The 17,334-nt window shown below is 54.2% G+C and carries 11 protein-coding genes; 3 read left to right on the top strand and 8 right to left on the bottom strand.

Annotated elements, in window-relative coordinates:
- Positions 1 to 82: 82 nt before the first annotated feature.
- Together KK062_RS25055 and KK062_RS25050 are read right to left on the bottom strand one after the other, a co-directional pair.
- A complete protein-coding gene (locus tag KK062_RS25055; protein ID WP_254087116.1) occupies positions 83 to 1,753 on the bottom strand; it encodes a M1 family metallopeptidase in 1,671 nt (556 codons plus the stop codon).
- 168 nt (positions 1,754 to 1,921) lie between these two features.
- A complete protein-coding gene (locus tag KK062_RS25050) occupies positions 1,922 to 4,345 on the bottom strand; it encodes an alpha-L-arabinofuranosidase family protein (RefSeq protein WP_254087115.1) in 2,424 nt (807 codons plus the stop codon).
- Positions 4,346 to 4,695: 350 nt separating this feature from the next.
- Here KK062_RS25050 and KK062_RS25045 point away from each other — a divergent pair, with 350 nt between their 5' ends.
- Positions 4,696 to 5,583 (top strand): AraC family transcriptional regulator, encoded by an 888-nt coding sequence (locus tag KK062_RS25045; RefSeq protein WP_254087114.1) that lies wholly within the window; start codon positions 4,696 to 4,698, stop codon positions 5,581 to 5,583.
- 13 nt (positions 5,584 to 5,596) lie between these two features.
- Here the strand turns inward: KK062_RS25045 and KK062_RS25040 are convergent, their stop codons facing one another.
- Both KK062_RS25040 and KK062_RS25035 read right to left on the bottom strand, forming a co-directional pair.
- Positions 5,597 to 7,999: a glycoside hydrolase family 127 protein gene (locus KK062_RS25040; protein WP_254087113.1), complete on the bottom strand. Its 2,403-nt coding sequence runs from the start codon at positions 7,997 to 7,999 to the stop codon at positions 5,597 to 5,599.
- Positions 8,000 to 8,034: 35 nt separating this feature from the next.
- Positions 8,035 to 10,434: a glycoside hydrolase family 127 protein gene (locus KK062_RS25035; RefSeq protein WP_254087112.1), complete on the bottom strand. Its 2,400-nt coding sequence runs from the start codon at positions 10,432 to 10,434 to the stop codon at positions 8,035 to 8,037.
- Between the two features lie 242 nt (positions 10,435 to 10,676).
- On the opposite strand from KK062_RS25035, the gene KK062_RS25030 reads away from it, so the two are divergent.
- Together KK062_RS25030 and KK062_RS25025 are read left to right on the top strand one after the other, a co-directional pair.
- Positions 10,677 to 11,282 carry a type IV toxin-antitoxin system AbiEi family antitoxin domain-containing protein gene (locus tag KK062_RS25030; RefSeq protein WP_254087111.1) on the top strand — a complete coding sequence of 202 codons (606 nt, stop codon included), beginning with the start codon at positions 10,677 to 10,679 and terminating at the stop codon, positions 11,280 to 11,282.
- Positions 11,279 to 12,196: a nucleotidyl transferase AbiEii/AbiGii toxin family protein gene (locus KK062_RS25025; RefSeq protein WP_254087110.1), complete on the top strand. Its 918-nt coding sequence runs from the start codon at positions 11,279 to 11,281 to the stop codon at positions 12,194 to 12,196. Before KK062_RS25030 ends, KK062_RS25025 begins: the two co-directional genes overlap by 4 nt.
- 123 nt (positions 12,197 to 12,319) lie before the next feature.
- On the opposite strand, the gene KK062_RS25020 is transcribed toward KK062_RS25025, so the two are convergent.
- The 4 genes from KK062_RS25020 to KK062_RS25005 are packed head-to-tail and all read right to left on the bottom strand — an operon-like array spanning position 12,320 to position 17,028.
- Positions 12,320 to 13,567 (bottom strand): NAD(P)/FAD-dependent oxidoreductase, encoded by a 1,248-nt coding sequence (locus KK062_RS25020; RefSeq protein ID WP_254087109.1) that lies wholly within the window; start codon positions 13,565 to 13,567, stop codon positions 12,320 to 12,322.
- A gap of 17 nt (positions 13,568 to 13,584) precedes the next feature.
- Positions 13,585 to 14,589: a 4-hydroxyproline epimerase gene (locus tag KK062_RS25015; RefSeq protein WP_254087108.1), complete on the bottom strand. Its 1,005-nt coding sequence runs from the start codon at positions 14,587 to 14,589 to the stop codon at positions 13,585 to 13,587.
- Positions 14,590 to 14,617: 28 nt separating this feature from the next.
- The gene (locus KK062_RS25010; RefSeq protein ID WP_254087107.1) at positions 14,618 to 16,096 is read right to left on the bottom strand and encodes an aldehyde dehydrogenase (NADP(+)); all 1,479 of its coding nucleotides are present in this window, start codon (positions 16,094 to 16,096) and stop codon (positions 14,618 to 14,620) included.
- Positions 16,093 to 17,028 carry a dihydrodipicolinate synthase family protein gene (locus KK062_RS25005; RefSeq protein ID WP_254087158.1) on the bottom strand — a complete coding sequence of 312 codons (936 nt, stop codon included), beginning with the start codon at positions 17,026 to 17,028 and terminating at the stop codon, positions 16,093 to 16,095. The genes KK062_RS25010 and KK062_RS25005 overlap by 4 nt, the downstream gene beginning before the upstream one ends.
- Positions 17,029 to 17,334: the final 306 nt, after the last annotated feature.

Genomic DNA, 17,334 nt, shown 5'->3' with positions numbered 1-17,334 from the left:
CGCAAAGCACAAATGAAATTACACAGCGAAGCAGGGGGTCTGCTTCGCTGATCTTAGCTGATGGTAATAGGATATTAGCCGGTTATTGAGCAGTATCGCGTACTGTGATATAGTACATGCGCTCGAGGTATTTGGCGTCGATCGGCTTATCGATGATGGGTTCTTGTGATTGCCACTGGGCCGTGGGGTATAATACAATAGCGCCGGCGCCATCCGATAGCCGAACGGGCAAGTCAAAGCCCGGCACTACGTTGGACCAGCGGTAGAATAGTTTATTCCCTGCGTAATAGTAGTCGAATTGGGGAATCTTTACCGACCGGAGGTATTGATCAAATACTTTGGAGTAGTCGCGTCCGGCGCGTTTTGAGATATAACCTTCGATCTGCTCCGTGCGCACCGTTTGATGGTAGAAGGTTTTGTTCATGCCGCGGAGGATGTCGCGGAACAATACGTCGTTGCCAATGCTATGCCGGATGGTGTGGATCATGTTGCCACCCTTGGGATACATGTCGCCAGAGCCGCCTTTGTTGACATTGTAGACACCGATGATCGGCATGCTGTTCTGGATGCCGCGCCGGGTGCCGACCACATAGTCCGTGGCGGCTTCCTTGCCAAAGTAATACTCGGTGTACAGACCTTCGGAGTAGTTTGTAAAAGATTCGTGGATCCACATATCGGCTATGTCCTGATAGGTGATGTTGTTGGCATACCATTCGTGCCCGGACTCGTGGATGATGATGAAGTCCCATTTCAACCCGTATCCCGTGCCCGACAGGTCGCGGCCACGGTACCCGTTGCTATAGCCGTTGCCATAGGTTACCGAGCTTTGATGCTCCATGCCCAGGTAGGGCGCTTCTACCAATTTGTAGCCGTCCTTATAGAACGGGTACGGACCAAACCAATGCTCAAAAGCTTTTAGCATCAGCTTGGCTTGTTTGAACTGTACTTTCGCTTTCTCCAAATTCTCAGGCAGCACATAGAAATCCAGATCCAGGGTGCCCGCTTCGCCGTGCAGTGTGTCGGCAAAGTGCGCGTACTTAGCAATGTTGAGGTTTACGCCGTAGTTGTTGATGGGATTGCCGACAAACCAGTGATAGGTTTTTGTTCTGGACTTTTTGTTTTCGACTACACTGCGCAGCCGGCCGTTGGAAACATCCGTCAGGTCTTCCGGCACCGTGATGCTCATGAGCATGCTATCGGGCTCGTCGTACATGTGATCTTTGCACGGCCACCACACGCTGGCCCCAAGGCCCTGACACGAGGTCGCGATGAAGGGCGAGCCGTCGGTGGCTTTAGCCCACTGAATGCCACCCTGCCACGGTGGGTTCCTGGCTACCACCGGGCTGCCGTTGTAATACACATCCAACGATTGGATGGCGTCTTTGGCAGGAGCCTGCAGCAGCTTGATCTTATAGGCATTACTGCCGTCGCGCGTGAACGTAAGCTTCTTCTTTCCCATCAACACCTGGGTGATCACCAGGGGCTGTTGCAGATCGATCTGTAACACCGTATAGGGCTCCAGTACTTTGTACTGCACCGTCACTTTGCCCGACAATTGCTTCTTTGCCGGATCGACGTTGATATCGAGATGATAATACAACAAATCCCACCACGCACGCTCGCGGGTGATGGTGCCGCGCAGGGTATCGTCGTGCGTAAACACGGGCGCCTGTGCTTGCAGGCAACCCGGAACAAAGGTGAATATCAGGAAGATCGCGCAGGCGATCCGGCCAGTGTAGGACGAAGACAGCATAGGACTAAAGTTAAAGATCGGTACATCCGATGAATGAATGGTAAATTAGTAAATCCTGATAGGATCTTAACCGCCTTCTATCAAAAAGCCCCGTCCGGACAGACGGGGCTCACCCAAACCAAATAACTCCACTCGGCGTTATTCGATGGCGTTACCGCGTTGCCGCGGTCAGGGTCGTTTGATCCGCGCCCGCAACACCGTTACGGACCAGGGTTTCACTACATACTCAAAACGTTTTGCGATGCCATGCACCGGCTCCGTCTGCGGCACGAACCGCTGCGGCGACTCGAAGGAGTTTTCGTCATCCGGCGAGTCAGCTGCCAGCACCACGGCGGTGCCTGCCGGCTCCAGGGCGAGATCGTTTACTACGATCGACACCGGTCGGGCACGCCCGACGGCGTTCACGACTTTGATCACCACCTCCCCTGTCTTATCGTCGCGGCCGGCGATCGCAAAAAGATCGGCCGGAGTGTGATACGTCATTAACCGCTTGCCGTCCAGGTAACAATCAACCGTAGTGGTGTTGACACGCAGCTCGATGGCATACCACCGGTTCAGCTCCACGGGCTGTTCCAATCGCACCGGCTGCGACACGATCGCGTCGGCGCCCGTCGTGACGGTCTCAAACGCTGCCACCTTGTTGAGCCAGGCGCCCAGGTGCACGCGCATGTATTGCTGATCGTCGCGGAACGCAAAGGGTATCATGAACGCATTGTAGCCGCCCGTCTTGCGAGCCTTCAGCTTCAAGGTATAGGTGTCGAATGATTTCGTATTCAGTAATGCCAGCGGCCAGGCACCCGCTTTCGTCTGGGCGAGGACACTGTCGCGTACCTCCCACTGCCCGCCCGTTAGACGCCAATCTTCCTTCCGGATCAAGCCAGAGTGGTATACTACCTTGCCGTCCTGGATCACTTCCACATCTTTATATTCCGTCTGTGTGTCCCACGTACTGAGGCCAATCTTGCCGGCAAACGCCGGCGTTACGGTATCTATCGGCGCGGATACCTGCGTCGCCAGGTTTACCGACGCTTTATGCTCGTTCAGCATTTTGATGGCGTAGTAGGATATGCGGGCAAAGCTTCGGCCGGCATCGAACCGGATCAGGTTTACCGGCCAGTCGGTGTCGTGTATATTCTCCAGCAAGGGCGCATAGCTGCTCATCGTCACCAGGTCGGAGTTTCGTTCCATGCCCAGGATGAAGGTGGCGTCGTTCAGCGCCGCCGCTATGTTGCCCGCACCGACACCCGCATTGCAGGCGTACTCGCCCACATAGAGCCGCCAGTCTTTTCTCGGATACTTGTCGTACCAATCCGCATACGTCATTGCCCACCCCGCAGCTTTGTACGCATGCTCGTCGGCGATGTCCATCTTCCCGACCGCGCGGATCGTGGGTTGGCTGAGGTGGGCTATACCCATCGCCGCCAATATTTCGAGCTGTGGGTACTTTTCTTTAATGGCTTTATAAAAGATGTTAAAACGTTTTGCATACCGCTCGCCCACCTGCTCGTTGCCTACCTCCACGTAACGCAAGGGAAACGGTTCCGGATGGCCTTGCTTCGCCCGAACCTTGCCCCAACGGGACTCCTGCGGGCCAATGGCATATTCGATCGCCTCGAGCACGCTGGCCACAAGAGTGTCGACGTGCGCATCTTCCAAGTATACACCGCTGCGCATCTCGCACGACACGCCGCAGTTAAACACATACAGCGCGTCGGCACCGATGTCTTCACAGAATTGCAGGAACTCGTGGTACCCCAGTCCATCGCTGGACCAATAGCCCCACGGACTGTACGTGCCGGGGCGCCGTTCGACGGGGCCGAGTGATTTTTTCCAGTTCGGTGCGCTCTGGGGACTGATGCCCTCCACAAAACACCCGCCGGGCCATCGCACAAACGCCGGCTTCAGATCGGCCAGGTATTGCGCCAGGTCCGGTCGCAGGCCGTTGGGCCGGTTACGAAACGTCTGTACCGGAAACAACGAAACAAAGTCCAGCCACACGGTGCCCGGGCGGGACAATACTAATTGAAACGTAGCCTGTGCATCGCTCGCATGGGCGCGTAGCGTGGCCGTATACTTCTTCCAGCCGCTTCCCTGCACACGTTCGAAAACATGCTCCGCCAATGTTTTGCCGTCAGCGCTCACCAGGCGTGCCGTCATGACACCGTTATACTTTTCCGTGCGACTATGGAAGGTCAGGGTATAGGCAGCGCCCTGCTGTACGGAGATTCCCCAAAATCCTTCGTTGATCACGGCAACGTTCGCGGTCCGCGGCATCGATGCTATATCAATTCTCAACGAACGCGGCGTCTCGGGGTATAACGGTTGCGAAAGGTCTAATGCCAGGCGCGCGACGGCGCCACCCGTTGTTGCAAGCGACCAGGCGGGATAATCGTTCTTCGCTTCAAACGGCATCTTCCAGTCCACGACCCGGCCCGCGCTATAATGCGGGGTGCGCGGAGGAACCAGGAAACCCGAATCCAGCGTACAGCCTTCCGGTATTTTACTTTCCTCAAAGCCCCGGTTTTGAATCAGCTCTCCATACAACCCGCCCTCGCCGCCGTGACTGATCTCTTCGAAAAAGATCCCGTGCAAATCACGGGATACCGTGGCACCCATTGTCGCACCGGATATCGAAATCTGAGCCGGCTGGGCTATTGCCAGGTACACGCTCCCGCAAAAAACTATACTTAAACAAAAACGCTTCATATGCAGGTATGAAATTACGCCCACCGCCCCGGAACGCGTTTCACAGATATTGCCGCCCGCCGATACAATTTTACCTAAAAAACACGCCCCACCGCGTTTGCGCAAACAATCGAATAACGTGAATAAAGTAGTATTATGCATTAGCAAAATTGAAGCGTGAATACAATTTCGTTAATTGTAAACTTCACAATTAATAATAAATTTATTATATTTATTATTGTAATCATACTATCCTTATGAAGATTCTACCCTTTAAAATTCCGAAGACATCGCAGGAATCTTTTCGGCTGCAGGAAGACCATGAGGTTCACTTTTACGACAACCTCCACCAGCATCCGGAAATACAACTTACGCTGATCCTTGAAAGCGACGGTAAAGTGATCGTCGGCGACTTTATCGGAGCCTTCAAACCCGGTGATATATTTTTGATCGGCCCGAACCTGCCCCACGTCTTCCGCAACGACCGGAAATATTACGACGACCAACGGGAGGGGCAAGCGCACTCGCTCTCGCTCTTCTTCGAATGGAAAACATTTGGAGAAACATTTCTCTCCATGCCGGAGATGGCGCACCTGAACGAGCTCGCCAAAAGCAGTGAGCGCGGCCTGCTTATTCAGGAACCCATCAAAAGCCGCGTGGCGCAGCTCATCAAACACCTGTTCAAAAAGACGGGCATGGACCGCATCATCGTGCTGCTGAAGATCCTTAGCATCCTGTCATCGAACAAAAGCATGGAGCCGCTGGCGTCCTCCGGCGTATACAGTGACTTTGATGAGCAGGACGGCCGCAAGCTGGCCGACATCTACCGCTTTACGATGAACGAGTTCCACCGCAAGATCTCGCTGGACGAAGTGGCCTACCTGGCGCACATGACCACCAACTCGTTTTGCCGCTACTTTAAAAAACGCACGCGCAAGTCGTATGTCGATTTCCTGACGGAGATCCGCATTGGCCACGCGCGCAAGCTACTGCAACAAAACGACCTGAGCATTTCGCAAATATCCATGGAGGTGGGCTTTAACAATCTTTCGAACTTCAACCGGAAATTCCGTTCGGTGTGCTCGATCACCCCTACGGAATTCCGGAAGCTACAGGAGAATAAAATGGACGTCGTGTTACGTTGACGTGCTGTTGCGGCTATTGTGATTCTTTTACGAGCCGCACGCCATAAACAGGTCCGGCCTGATTCTTCGCCTTCGCCTGGAACGTGACCTTTACGCTGGTCTTGTCTGCGACAAGGTGCGAGGGGATTCTATACGCAATGTCGTAAAACTTACTTTCCTTAAACTTGTTCAGATCGACGCTGGCGATCTTTTCGCCGTCCACGAGGATATCGAAGTTCCGTCCGCGGTTGTCCATGCCCCAATACGTGCCGACCAGGTTGTACGAGAAGCCGGGTATCACCTTCAGGGTGAAGCTGAAATGCCCACCGTCGTTCGCCACGCGGAACTTGCGTGTATGCAGCTCGCCTGTTTCCAATTTATCGCCCGTGAAGTTGTGGTCGCGCTCGGGCTGCATCTCTCCTATTCGTAAGATATCGACCGTACTCTTCTCCAGGGCGTAGACCTCCCGCTTACGCGCCTCGTAGCGCTGCTGCTCTTCTTTCCAGGCGGTGGGTGTAAAGACGTCCCAATAGACCGAATAATATTCGTCGTCTAGGTTATAAAAAGGCTGCAGCGTAACATCGGCCGGTGCACCGATGCGGCGGGTACGGAAGGTCAACGAATCGCCAGGGAGTTTCTCCAGCATCTTATCTGCATTCTGCTCCGCCGCGACCAATACCGGTATACCGGTAGAAGGATCAGGCTCGTGCTTACCGAGGTTGCCCGCCAGCAATACAGGCCCATAAAAGAAGGCTTGCCGTGCGGCATTGTCGGGCATAGCGACAGTATAGAGGGACGACTCCACGTCCATCTCCACCACGTCATTGTTTTTCCATGTACGACGCAGGGTCAGATAACCATCCGCATCCAGCGGCGCCTGCACCGCTTTGCCATTCACGCGAACGGTCACGGTCGCGGGCGCCCATTGCGGCTTCCGGAAGCGCAGGGTGCGTTCCTGTGCTTTGCCCGTGCCGATGGTGAGCGTAACCGTTTTGCCCTGCGGTATGCGGCTGTTCAGCGTGATGTGAAAGTCTTTCGCTTTCCAATGCAACACCGACGGGATGAACAGATTGACATATATACTACCATCCTTACCGCGGAAGTAAATGCTCTCGCCATACTTTACGTGGTTTTCGATGCCTGATCCCACACAGCATGTAAACGTATTAAACTCATCGCTGAACTCTTTAATCGTGCCCATTCGCAACGGCACGAAGTAACACATCATGCCGGTCTTATGATGCTGCGACGCCAGGATGTGGTTGTACAACGCCCGCTCGTAAAAGTCCATCAGGCCGGCCGACGGCTGCAGGGCAAACAGGTGCCGCGTGAGCTTGAGCATGTTGTAGGTATTGCACGTCTCCATGGTATTGTCCGTCAGCTTGTCGTTTAGCTTGTCGCGATCGCCCAGGTATTCGTAGTTGCTGTTGCCGCCCGGTGCGTAGGAATGATGCTGTACGACCGTCTTCCAGAAAAAGTCACCCGTTACCAGGTCACTGCGGTTGCCCGTCAACTGATAGCGTCGCACGGTACCAATCACTTTGGGAATTTGGGTGTTGGAATGCCGCCCCGGGAGGATGTCTACCTGGTGCGCCAACGAGTCGAGCACTACCCGGTCGTGAAATTTATACGACAGATCCAGATACTTTTTGTCGCCGGTAAAGGCATAGGTATTCACGAGCATTTCATTCATGCCGCCATATTCACACAACAACATCTTTTGAATCTGCGCGTCGTTCAGGTCTTTTAATACCTGCCCCGTCCAGTCGGCGATGCCTTTCTCTACTTGTAACGCCCGGTCGTTGTGGCAATACAGGTATGCATCGAGCAGCCCGGCCATGACTTTGTGAATGGTATACCACGGCGACCAGCTGCCATTCAGGTCGAAGCCGCGCGAACGGATGTCGCCTTGTGATACTTCCAGGAACACCGAGTCCTCCCGTGGAATAGCGCCCACATAGCCTGTCTTGCGCGCAACCTGGCACGCATACAGCTCGTCGACGATATAGTTGACGCGCTTAAGCATTTCGGGATTACCGGACGCCGCATAGTCCAACGCGCAGGCTGACAGGTAGTGGCCCAATGTGTGCCCCGCCAGACCGTCGCTCTCCCATCCGCCATATTTATCAGCCCTGGGCGTTAGCCCCGCGTGTGATCGGAACTGCGACAGCAGGCGGTCCGGCTCGATCTTCAACAGGTACTGCCGGTCGGCGTCCCGCGCCTCGGTAAATACACTCGGCAACAAGCTCACCTCCTGCAAGGAGAAGGGATAGACCGCCACCGGCATCTTATCAGCAACCTTTACCCGCGGGTTTGCCTCCTCCGGAATATACGACTGCGCACTGACACACCAGGCAGACAGTACGCTGATGGATAACGTCACACTGCGGCGGACGAGGGCCGCTACACAGGGAAAACGGTTCAGATAAAAGAACATAGGTTTTGGGTAATGGGTATAGATAAACAAAAAGATCATTGCACAGACCACTCCAGGATGCCGGCAGAGTGTTCTTTGGGCAACGTCACCTCCAGGCGCAATGCATCGGTCGTCACCGTCTCGAACGACACGCCCGAGTAGCGGTCTTTATCCACGCCGTACGGTGCGGTATTTTTTACCGGTAGCCATTGCTCGCCCTGGTGGTATAACAGTCGCCACCCCAACGGCAGGCGACAGTCGCCAAACGGGCTATCGTCAAACCAATATACCTGCGACCCGCCGACACGCGCCGGTTTCTCAAAATCGTATTGCACCCACTGCACGGTGTCTTTCAGCGGCCACCAGTGATAAAAGATAATGCTCTGGTCGTTGGAGCTGCGGGGCACCATCTGATCGTTCAGGGCCATCAGCGTACGCGCTTTGTGAGAAGCAGAAAGCTTACTCTTCGAAGCGATCGTAGGCGCCGGCGTAGGTTGCGCTGCCCCGGCCTTGTCCGGAATCCACACGGTCATCTCTCCCGCCCCGCGGTGGGCCCAGGCAAAATAAGGTATGAGCGTTACATCTACCGGTTGCGTCTTAATCTCCGTTTCAGAAGCCCGGGCCGTGGTCTGGCCTTTTGTCTGGAGTAGGTACACGCCGTTAAACAGGTCGGGGGTATAAACAGCTTGTACCTTGGCGTCGTCGGGAACGACGATGTTCAGTACTTTCTTTTCCGCATAGTCGGGCCATTCGGCACAGTATACCAGCGGACCACGTTGGTAGGCATATTTATCCTCGTCGGCTGCAATGTGTGTATTACCCACTACGCGTCGTACAGGCATGGGTAGCGCGATACGGATGACATCGCCTTTCTTCCACTTGCGGTTTAGCACTGCATAGCCCTTGTCGGTCGTTAACGGCACGGCCTTGCCGTTTACCGATACCTGCGGTTGCGCGGTAGCTTTGTCGCGGAAGCTGTAGAGGTCACCCGCCATAGGCGTGTCTTGTGCCCAGCCGGGAATACGCACACGAATATCAAACATCGCGGCCTGGGCGGGTGTCACCTCGATTTGTATATCACCCTCCCACGGGTAGTTTGTTTTTTGTTTCAGCGTGACCGGGGTCTTGCCCACCGTAAAGTCGGCGGTGCTTTCGCCGTATAGATTTACATAAAGCGACTGATCTTTCTGTGCGTAGAAGTAGCCACCTATCGAGGGCACAAAACGCGTCACATTGCTGGGACAGCATGCACAGCTAAACCAGGGGCTGCGCTGGTGCTGCCCGTGCGACTCCAACGGGTTCGGATAAAAGAACCGGTCGCCCGTTAGCGATACGCCCGACAGGAAAGCATTGTATAACGTACGTTCCAGGACGTCGTAATATTTAGCGTCGCCGTGCAGGAGGAACAGGCGGTAGTTCCAATATACATTGGCAATGGACGCGCACGTCTCGTTATACGCCGACATGTTGGGCAGCTCATATGCCGCGCCAAAAGCCTCGCCGTTACCCGTCGAGCCGATGCCGCCGGTGACATACATTTTTTTATACACAGCATCTTCCCAGATATCGTCGATCGCTTTGATATATCGCGCATCGGATGTCAGGGCCGCGATGTCGGCCATGCCCGCATACATATAAGCCGCCCGCACGGCGTGGCCTACAGCCTCGTGTTGATCCACCACGCTTTTGTGAGCCTGGTTGTAGGCATCGCCGCCCGGTCCACGGACGTCGAGCAGGAACTTACCCATCTCCAGGTATTTCTTGTCACCCGTTACTTTATACAGCTTGGCCATGGCCAGCTCGATGATCTGATGACCGGAGTAGGTATGCAGTTTATCCGGACCGAAGTCGGCGCATACGCGGTCGGCGGCTTTGATGGAGATCTCGAGCAACGCCCGTTTGCCGGTGGCATGGTAATGCGCGACACCCGCTTCGATAAGGTGGCCGATGTTGTACAGCTCGTGACTAAGGTCAGCTTCTTTCTCCCACCGTTTGGTGCCGGCCCATTCATGGCCTTTGGCGCCCATGATAGTGCGGTTGGTATAGATATAACCGTCGGGCTCCTGGGCGTTGCCGATCAGCTCGACGAGCGTATCGACTTTCGCTTCCAGGGCAGGATCTCTGAAAATCTGCAGCGAATAACTCGCGCCCTCGATGATCTTGTAAACATCGGTGTCGTCGAAAGGGAACTCCGTACCAAAGACGCCGGTCTTTCGCCCCGCGGCGATCTCGAAGTTTTTGATCCGTCCCGTCGACTCGCATTTCCCCAGGGTAAAGGGGATGGTCACTTCATGATTGGTTTTAATGCGCGGTGCCCAGAAATGATCTTGTAGCTTTACCGCGTTGAACAGCACGGGCTGGATGGGATAATCGCCCGCTTGTAAGGGGGCTGTTTGCGCACCTGCCATTCGCGCGCCGAGCCATAGTAGTATGGCGAGTATATTTCTGCCTGTCATTGTATAATAACGCATAGGTCCGTTCGATGGTATTCCAAACTTACCCCGAATCCCGACATCGGTTTTGGTCGATATTATCAACTGCCGGTAGGATTTTACCCCTCCGACAGGGGTTGCGCTATTTTCCGGGATAAAATGTTCTCGAGGTGAGTAACAGGTATTAGAAATTCTAGTGGAGTATTCAAAGTCATTTTGATGTATTTTGCTTACATTTATAAATAAGTGTTAACATTTTAAATCACATGAAAGACGTAACTGCAGAAAGGGCACTTGCTATTATCCGGCAAGGAGGAGGCACGATTCGAGCGAAAGAGGCGATAGCCTCCGGTATCCAATCACGCACCCTTAGCGAACTGATCCTGGAAGGTAAGCTGGAGCTTACCTCGCGGGGCATCTATCGTCTTACAGATAATGAGCCGCTTTCTAGCCCAGATTTTTTCACCGTTGCCACGCGAGTCCCGAAGGCCGTGATCTGCCTGATCTCAGCGCTTTCATTTCATGACATTACAACACAAATACCTCATAAAATATACATCGCCATTGAGCGATCAGCCAGAGCTCCCATGCTGGAATATCCACCGCTGGCCATATATCGATTTTCAGGCAAGGCTTTTCACGATGGAATCGAATCGCATACGATAGACGGTATTGAGACTAAAATATACAGTGCTGAAAAAACACTGGCAGATTGTTTTAAATTTCGCAATCAAATAGGTATGGATGTTGCCCTGGAAGCACTAAAGCTATACCGTTCAAAGAAGAAAATGAATATGAAAGCGATTACATACTATGCTGATGTCTGCCGTGTCACAAACGTTATGAGACCGTATATCGAATCCTTGGCATGAGCAACAAACCTATCAAAAATATAGCCGCTTCAGTCCGTGAGCGATTGATGCTGCAAGCTCGCAAGGATAAACGGCCTTTCGATGAACTATTGCAATATGCTGCCATGGATCGTTTCTTGTATCGTTGGTCGAAATCCAATAGCGCAAGCTATTTTATCCTGAAAGGAGCACTGATGCTTCGCGTATGGAGTATTAACGAGCAACGTGCAACCCGGGACATCGATATGCTGGCAAAAGACACCAGAAACGATTTAGAATCCATTACGACCATTATTCAAGAAGTGATGGCCCTGGACGTAGAGCCTGATGGATTTGTTTTTTCGCCCGAAACAGTTACCATGGAACGAATCACGGAAGACGCCGACTATCAGGGTGTGCGCGTGAAATTCATTGGGAAATTGGATGGCGCGAAGGTCTCCATGCAAATAGATATCGGTTTCGGGGACATCGTCTATCCGGCACCTATGAAAAGTAGATTACCGGAAACCCTTAATTTCCCACCTGGCGAAATGCTTTGTTATAGCAGGGAGAGTGCCATCGCTGAAAAACTGCAAGCATTGGTCTACCTCGGCGATGCAAACAGCCGGATGAAAGACTTTTACGACATTTATTTCCTCTCTAGAGCTTCTAACTTCATCGGCAGCAACCTGGCAAACGCGATCCGCCTGACTTTTGAAAATCGAGATACAGAAATACCAGCAACGATCAGTTCTTTCAGTAGAGAATTCATCGCTTTTAAGCAAATCCAGTGGCAGGCTTTCCGGAAGAAGCTCGATCAGAAATACATTCCCGAATCCTTTGAAGAAATTGTTACAAGCATTGAAAAATTCATCATGCCCATCATTAACATAATTTTGACCAACGATAAGACCGACTATATCTGGACTGCTCCGGGGCCATGGCTCGAAAATTGAGCAATTATTTTAGGCCCCTGGAATAGAATTCAAGAACCCCAAAGATTCGCTTCTCAAGGGCACTTGACAAGAAAAGTCTGCAATCATCAAAATTCAAAGATTTTACATTAGTCGCCGACAAGTTCAATCGAACCGTTCCGGATCAAAGGCTGTAATGTCCATGCTTGTTGGCGCATTGTCTACGATCTCACTGACAAGCTTGCCCGTAGCCGGCGCCAGACTGATGCCCATCATGGAGTGGCCGGTGGCCAATACCAGGTTTTTATACCGCCGCGAGCGGCCGATATAGGGCAACCCATCGGGTGAGCACGGACGCAGGCCGCTCCACACCGTTTTGACATCCGGTATACCGACGTTCATGTCGGGGTAGTATTTCGGAATCGTTTCTACAATGCCCTGCACACGGTTCATGTTCACCGATCGGTCGGTGCCGGCAATTTCCATGGTTCCACCAAAGCGCAGCGTGTTGCCCATGGGGGTTACGGCTACGCGGCCTTCCAGCAACAGTGTAGGAATGCGAATGTTTTTGGGGACATCTTGCAAGGTAAAGCTATAGCCTTTGCCCGATTGCATGGGCAGGCCCAGGTTGAGCTGCGCGCATACTTCGCCGGACCACGCGCCCGCAGCGATGATATACTCGTCAAAATCTTGTGGCACACCTCCTGTTACAATGTGTACAATGCGGTCATTCTCCGTGCGGATCGTTTCAACACCCTGGTTGGTGTGGATTGTTACACCGTTTTGACGAAGATGGGCCGCCAGGCCGCCGACCAACTGCTGTGGTATCAACTGCGCATCGCCGGGAAAGTATACTCCGCCGCGGGCTGTTACGCGTACGTCGGGTTCCAGTTTCTGCACATCGGCCAGGGTCAGTATTTCTGCTTTCACACCGTGGCGGTTGGCCAGGTGGGCAGCTTCGATCTCCTCCCTTTCCGTTTCAGCCGTCTGGAACAACATCAGCAAGCCGCGCTCTTCGTAACCGAAGTCAAATTCTCCGGCTTGCTTCAGTTGGCGGAACAGGTCTTTGCTCATCAGGCTAATTTCCTTCAGCAACGGTGCAGAACGGTGTACGTGCTCGGCGTTGGCGTGATTATAAAACTTCAGGCCCCACTTGATCAGGTCGCCGCGCAGGCGCGGGCGTACATAGAAAGGGCTCCTGGCATTAAACATCCACCGGATGCCTTTGGCAATCATGCCCGGCGCGGCCAGCGGCACGATGTGACTGGGCACGACCATACCGGCATTGCCGATGGAGCAGGTCTCGTCGAGCCTGCCTTTCTCAAAGACGGTAACACGATGCCCCGCCTGTTGTAAATAATATGCGGTGCTGAGTCCGATTACACCACCGCCGATTACTGCTATATGTTTCATGCCGCTCTGTCGCGCTGTTAAATTACCTGGAAGCCGTGTTTATAGGGATCGTTGTCGTCCATGATGATGGTATTATACCCGGTCACCACGGCCCACCCTTCGATGCTGGGCACAATCGCCGGTTTGCCATCCAGCGTAGTGCCTTCTTCTACCCTGCCGATAAACTTCGACCCGATAATGCTTTCGTGGATAAAGGGCTCGCCTGGTTTTAATTTCCCTTTGGCATACCATTGCGCCAGGCGTGCCGAGGTGCCGGTGCCACACGGCGAGCGGTCGATGGCTTTGTCGCCGTAGAACACCGCATTGCGTGCCGTGGATGCAGGGTCGATCACCTGTCCCGCCCACAGGATGTGGCTGCAGCCGTTGATGGTAGGATTCTCGGGATGAACGAAAGTATACTTCGCGTTGATGTTCTTGCGCAGCTCGCGGCTCCAGCCGATGAGCTGCTCGGCGCGGAAATGTTCCAGGCCCGGGAAGTTCTCCTGCACGTCGACGATGGCGTAGAAGTTCCCACCGTATGATACGTCGAGCCGCAGCTCGCCGAGGTCCGGGCATTCGGCGGTGAGATTCTCCGCCGCCAGGAAGGATTTGATGTTCCGGATTTTAACCGACGTTACTTTATTGTCGCTTTCGCGCTGGGTATATTCAATACGGATCAGTCCGGCGGGTACCTCGACATTCAGCACGCCCGGTTGTTTGGGTACCACAAGTCCCTCTTCGATGGCGATCGTTACCGTGCCGATGGTACCGTGTCCGCACATCGGCAAACAGCCGCTGGTCTCAATGAACAGTACGGCCACATCGTTCTGCGGGTCGCACGGCGGATACAGTATACTGCCGCTCATCATGTCGTGACCGCGTGGCTCGAACATCAATCCTTTGCGAATCCAGTCGTATTCGCGCAGGAAGTGCTGCCGCTTCTCGCTCATGTTTTTGCCTTCCAGGGTCGGTCCGCCGCCGGCCACCAACCGCACCGGGTTGCCGCAGGTGTGGGCATCGATACAAAAAAATGTCTTCTTCATGGTCGCTTCTACAAGATAAGGATCAGGTTCATGCCAGGACCGATTCAGTAGTCCATTTATTGTCTATACATCGAAGGATCCGCTGCGGATTATCGTTGCGCAGCTCCGGCGGCAACAGAGCTTCCGGCGCATCCTGGTAACTGAACGGCCGCACAAAGCGGTAGAGCGCATCCGTACCCACGGATGTAAACCGCGCATCGGTGGTCGCCGGAAACGGCCCGCCGTGCTGCATGGCTTTGCAAACCTCTACGCCCGTGGGCACACCGTTAAAGATCATTCGTCCACACCGTTTTTGTAACGCCGCCACCAGGCCTGCCTGTTGTCCCAACTCTGCGGTTGTTCCAAACAGCGACGTCGTGAGCTGCCCCGGCAAGGCTGCCAGCGCTTCTCGCAGCTCGTCTATACTATCACAGGTGATCACGAGGGAGAAAGGTCCAAAAACTTCTTCGTGCAGTGCCGGATTACGGATAAAATCACGCGCATGTACACGTGCCACCGTCGGTACGCCCTGGGTGTCGTCGTGTGCATTCATCGCGGTACCGAGGACTTCTACACCGGCCTGTGCCGTGGCATTCGCCTTTTTTATACTATAGTTTTTAGCAATGCCGGTGTGGAGCATCGTGCCCGGCGCACTGTTGTGAATGGCATCGCCCAGCGCCGTCAGAAAACCACCCAGCCCGTCGCCACGTAAAATAAACAGCAACCCGGGGTTGGTACAAAACTGTCCGACGCCCTGTACGATGGATGCGGCCAGTATAGTCGGCAATGCCGTGTTAGTCTTTATTATCTCCGGCAATACGACGACGGGATTGACACTGCCCATTTCGGCAAACACCGGGATTGGATCAGGCCGTTGCGCGGCGAGACGATACAACGCCATGCCGCCTTGCTGTGAGCCAGTAAAGGCCACGGCCTGTGTCACGGGGTGTGTTACAAGTTGTTGCCCTACCTCGATGCTGGAGTCTTCGATGTGTTGGAATACATCGGCCGGCATACCGGTCGCCCGGGCCACCGTGGTGATTACCGCCGCCACCCGTGCGGACGTGCGCGGATGCGCCGGGTGACTCTTTACAATCACGGAACATCCCGCTGCCAGGGCCGACGCAGTATCGCCCCCCGCCGTGGAAAAGGCAAAGGGGAAATTGCTCGCGCCAAAGACCACCACCGGTCCGAGCGGCACCAGCATTTTGCGCAGGTCGGGCTTCGCCAGGGGCTTGCGCTCCGGCCGCGCGGTGTCGATCGTTGCCTGCACCCAATGTCCTTCGGCCACCAACGCGGCAAAAGCACGTAGCTGGCCCGTCGTGCGCCCGATCTCGCCGCGTAGACGTGCTTCGGGCAAGTGTGTCTCCGCTTGCGCCAGGGGCACCAGCTCGTCGGTAATCGCTTCTATACCGGCGGCAATCGCTTCCAGGAATGCAGCCTTGCGGGCGCCACCCACCACACGGTACACATCAAACGCCTGCGCAGCCTGCTGCAGTACGTTGTCGAGCTGTTCCGGGCCCATCATTGGGTGATCGCGGTAGGTCTAACGGACTGGCCATTGCTGCGCGGCAGCACGGGTCGTTTCTTCAGCGCCTCGCGGATGATCGTTAATACCTCCGTACGCTCCTCGCCCGCCAATATCAGTCGCGGTGCACGCACCGTCTCCGTGCCCAGGCCCACTTCGGCTTCCGCCAGCTTAATATACTGCACCAGTTTGGCAAACGTATCCAGCTCCAGCAGCGGCATAAACCAGCGGTTGATCTCCACGGCCTCCTGAATACGGCCTTCCTTCACCAGGTTATAAATCGCTACTGTCTCTTCGGGAAAGGCGCACACCAGCCCGGCTACCCAGCCATTGGCGCCCACGACCAGGCTCTCCATCGCCAGTGTATCCACACCGCTCATGATGCTGAAGCGATCGCCAAAGCGATTCACCATGCGCGTGATATTTACTACGTCGCGCGTCGATTCCTTTACGGCATCGATGTTTTTGCTTTCGGCCAGGTCTTCGAACATATCCAGCGTCACGTCTACTTTGTAGTCGACGGGATTGTTATAGATCATGATCTGCAGGTCGGTGGCCCCGGCAATGGTCTTAAAATAGGTGACGGTCTCGCGGTGGTCGGATTTATACCGCATGGGAGGCAACAGCATGAGGCCGTCCAGGCCGTTCTTCTGCGCGCGCTCGGCAATCTGCACGGCGTCGCGTGTCGCGCCTTCTGCGATGTTGAGGACAACGGGCACCCGTCCACCCACGGTTTGCACCGTGAACTTCAACAGCTCCTGCTTTTCTGCCGGCGACAGCACACTGGACTCTCCCAACGTTCCGCCAATGATGATGCCGTGCACGCCGGCCTTCAATTGCGCCTCTACATTTTTCTCAAACGTCTTAAAATCCAGTTTGTCATCTGCCGTAAACTTCGTCGTTACCGCAGGAAACACTCCCTTCCATGTGATCATGATGAATATAGTTAAAATACCTATAGACAAAAATAGGGCACGAACACCCCCCTGGATTGTACGCCATTACCTACTACTAATACGATTTATTCCCAAATGGCTCTATTTTCTACAATTAGAAGAATATCTGGTATCGATCCCAGGGGGGTGTTACAGGCCCAATCTTAGTAATTGCAGGGCCACTGGCGCGAGCCTTGCACCCGCGCCAGAAATCCCCATCACTCACTGGTAAGTAAACCCAGGCATTTCAGCCTGAGATTCTCGTAAAACGCAACGTGAAGCTCTCGCTTCATTGCGCTTCCA

The sequence above is a fragment of the Dawidia cretensis genome, assembly GCF_018598175.1.
GTDB classification, from domain to species: domain Bacteria; phylum Bacteroidota; class Bacteroidia; order Cytophagales; family Cyclobacteriaceae; genus Ohtaekwangia; species Ohtaekwangia cretensis.
The sequence above is the reverse complement of the archived record's forward strand: the minus strand, read 5'-3'. Positions and strand labels throughout refer to the sequence as shown.

Coding starts and splice junctions, on each gene's coding strand:
- KK062_RS25035 (WP_254087112.1), bottom strand. CDS start 10,434: ATGACAGGCAGAAATATACTCGCCATACTACTATGGCTCGGCGCGCGA.
- KK062_RS25025 (WP_254087110.1), top strand. CDS start 11,279: ATGAGCAACAAACCTATCAAAAATATAGCCGCTTCAGTCCGTGAGCGA.
- KK062_RS25045 (WP_254087114.1), top strand. CDS start 4,696: ATGAAGATTCTACCCTTTAAAATTCCGAAGACATCGCAGGAATCTTTT.
- KK062_RS25015 (WP_254087108.1), bottom strand. CDS start 14,589: ATGAAGAAGACATTTTTTTGTATCGATGCCCACACCTGCGGCAACCCG.
- KK062_RS25020 (WP_254087109.1), bottom strand. CDS start 13,567: ATGAAACATATAGCAGTAATCGGCGGTGGTGTAATCGGACTCAGCACC.
- KK062_RS25010 (WP_254087107.1), bottom strand. CDS start 16,096: ATGATGGGCCCGGAACAGCTCGACAACGTACTGCAGCAGGCTGCGCAG.
- KK062_RS25055 (WP_254087116.1), bottom strand. CDS start 1,753: ATGCTGTCTTCGTCCTACACTGGCCGGATCGCCTGCGCGATCTTCCTG.
- KK062_RS25030 (WP_254087111.1), top strand. CDS start 10,677: ATGAAAGACGTAACTGCAGAAAGGGCACTTGCTATTATCCGGCAAGGA.
- KK062_RS25040 (WP_254087113.1), bottom strand. CDS start 7,999: ATGTTCTTTTATCTGAACCGTTTTCCCTGTGTAGCGGCCCTCGTCCGC.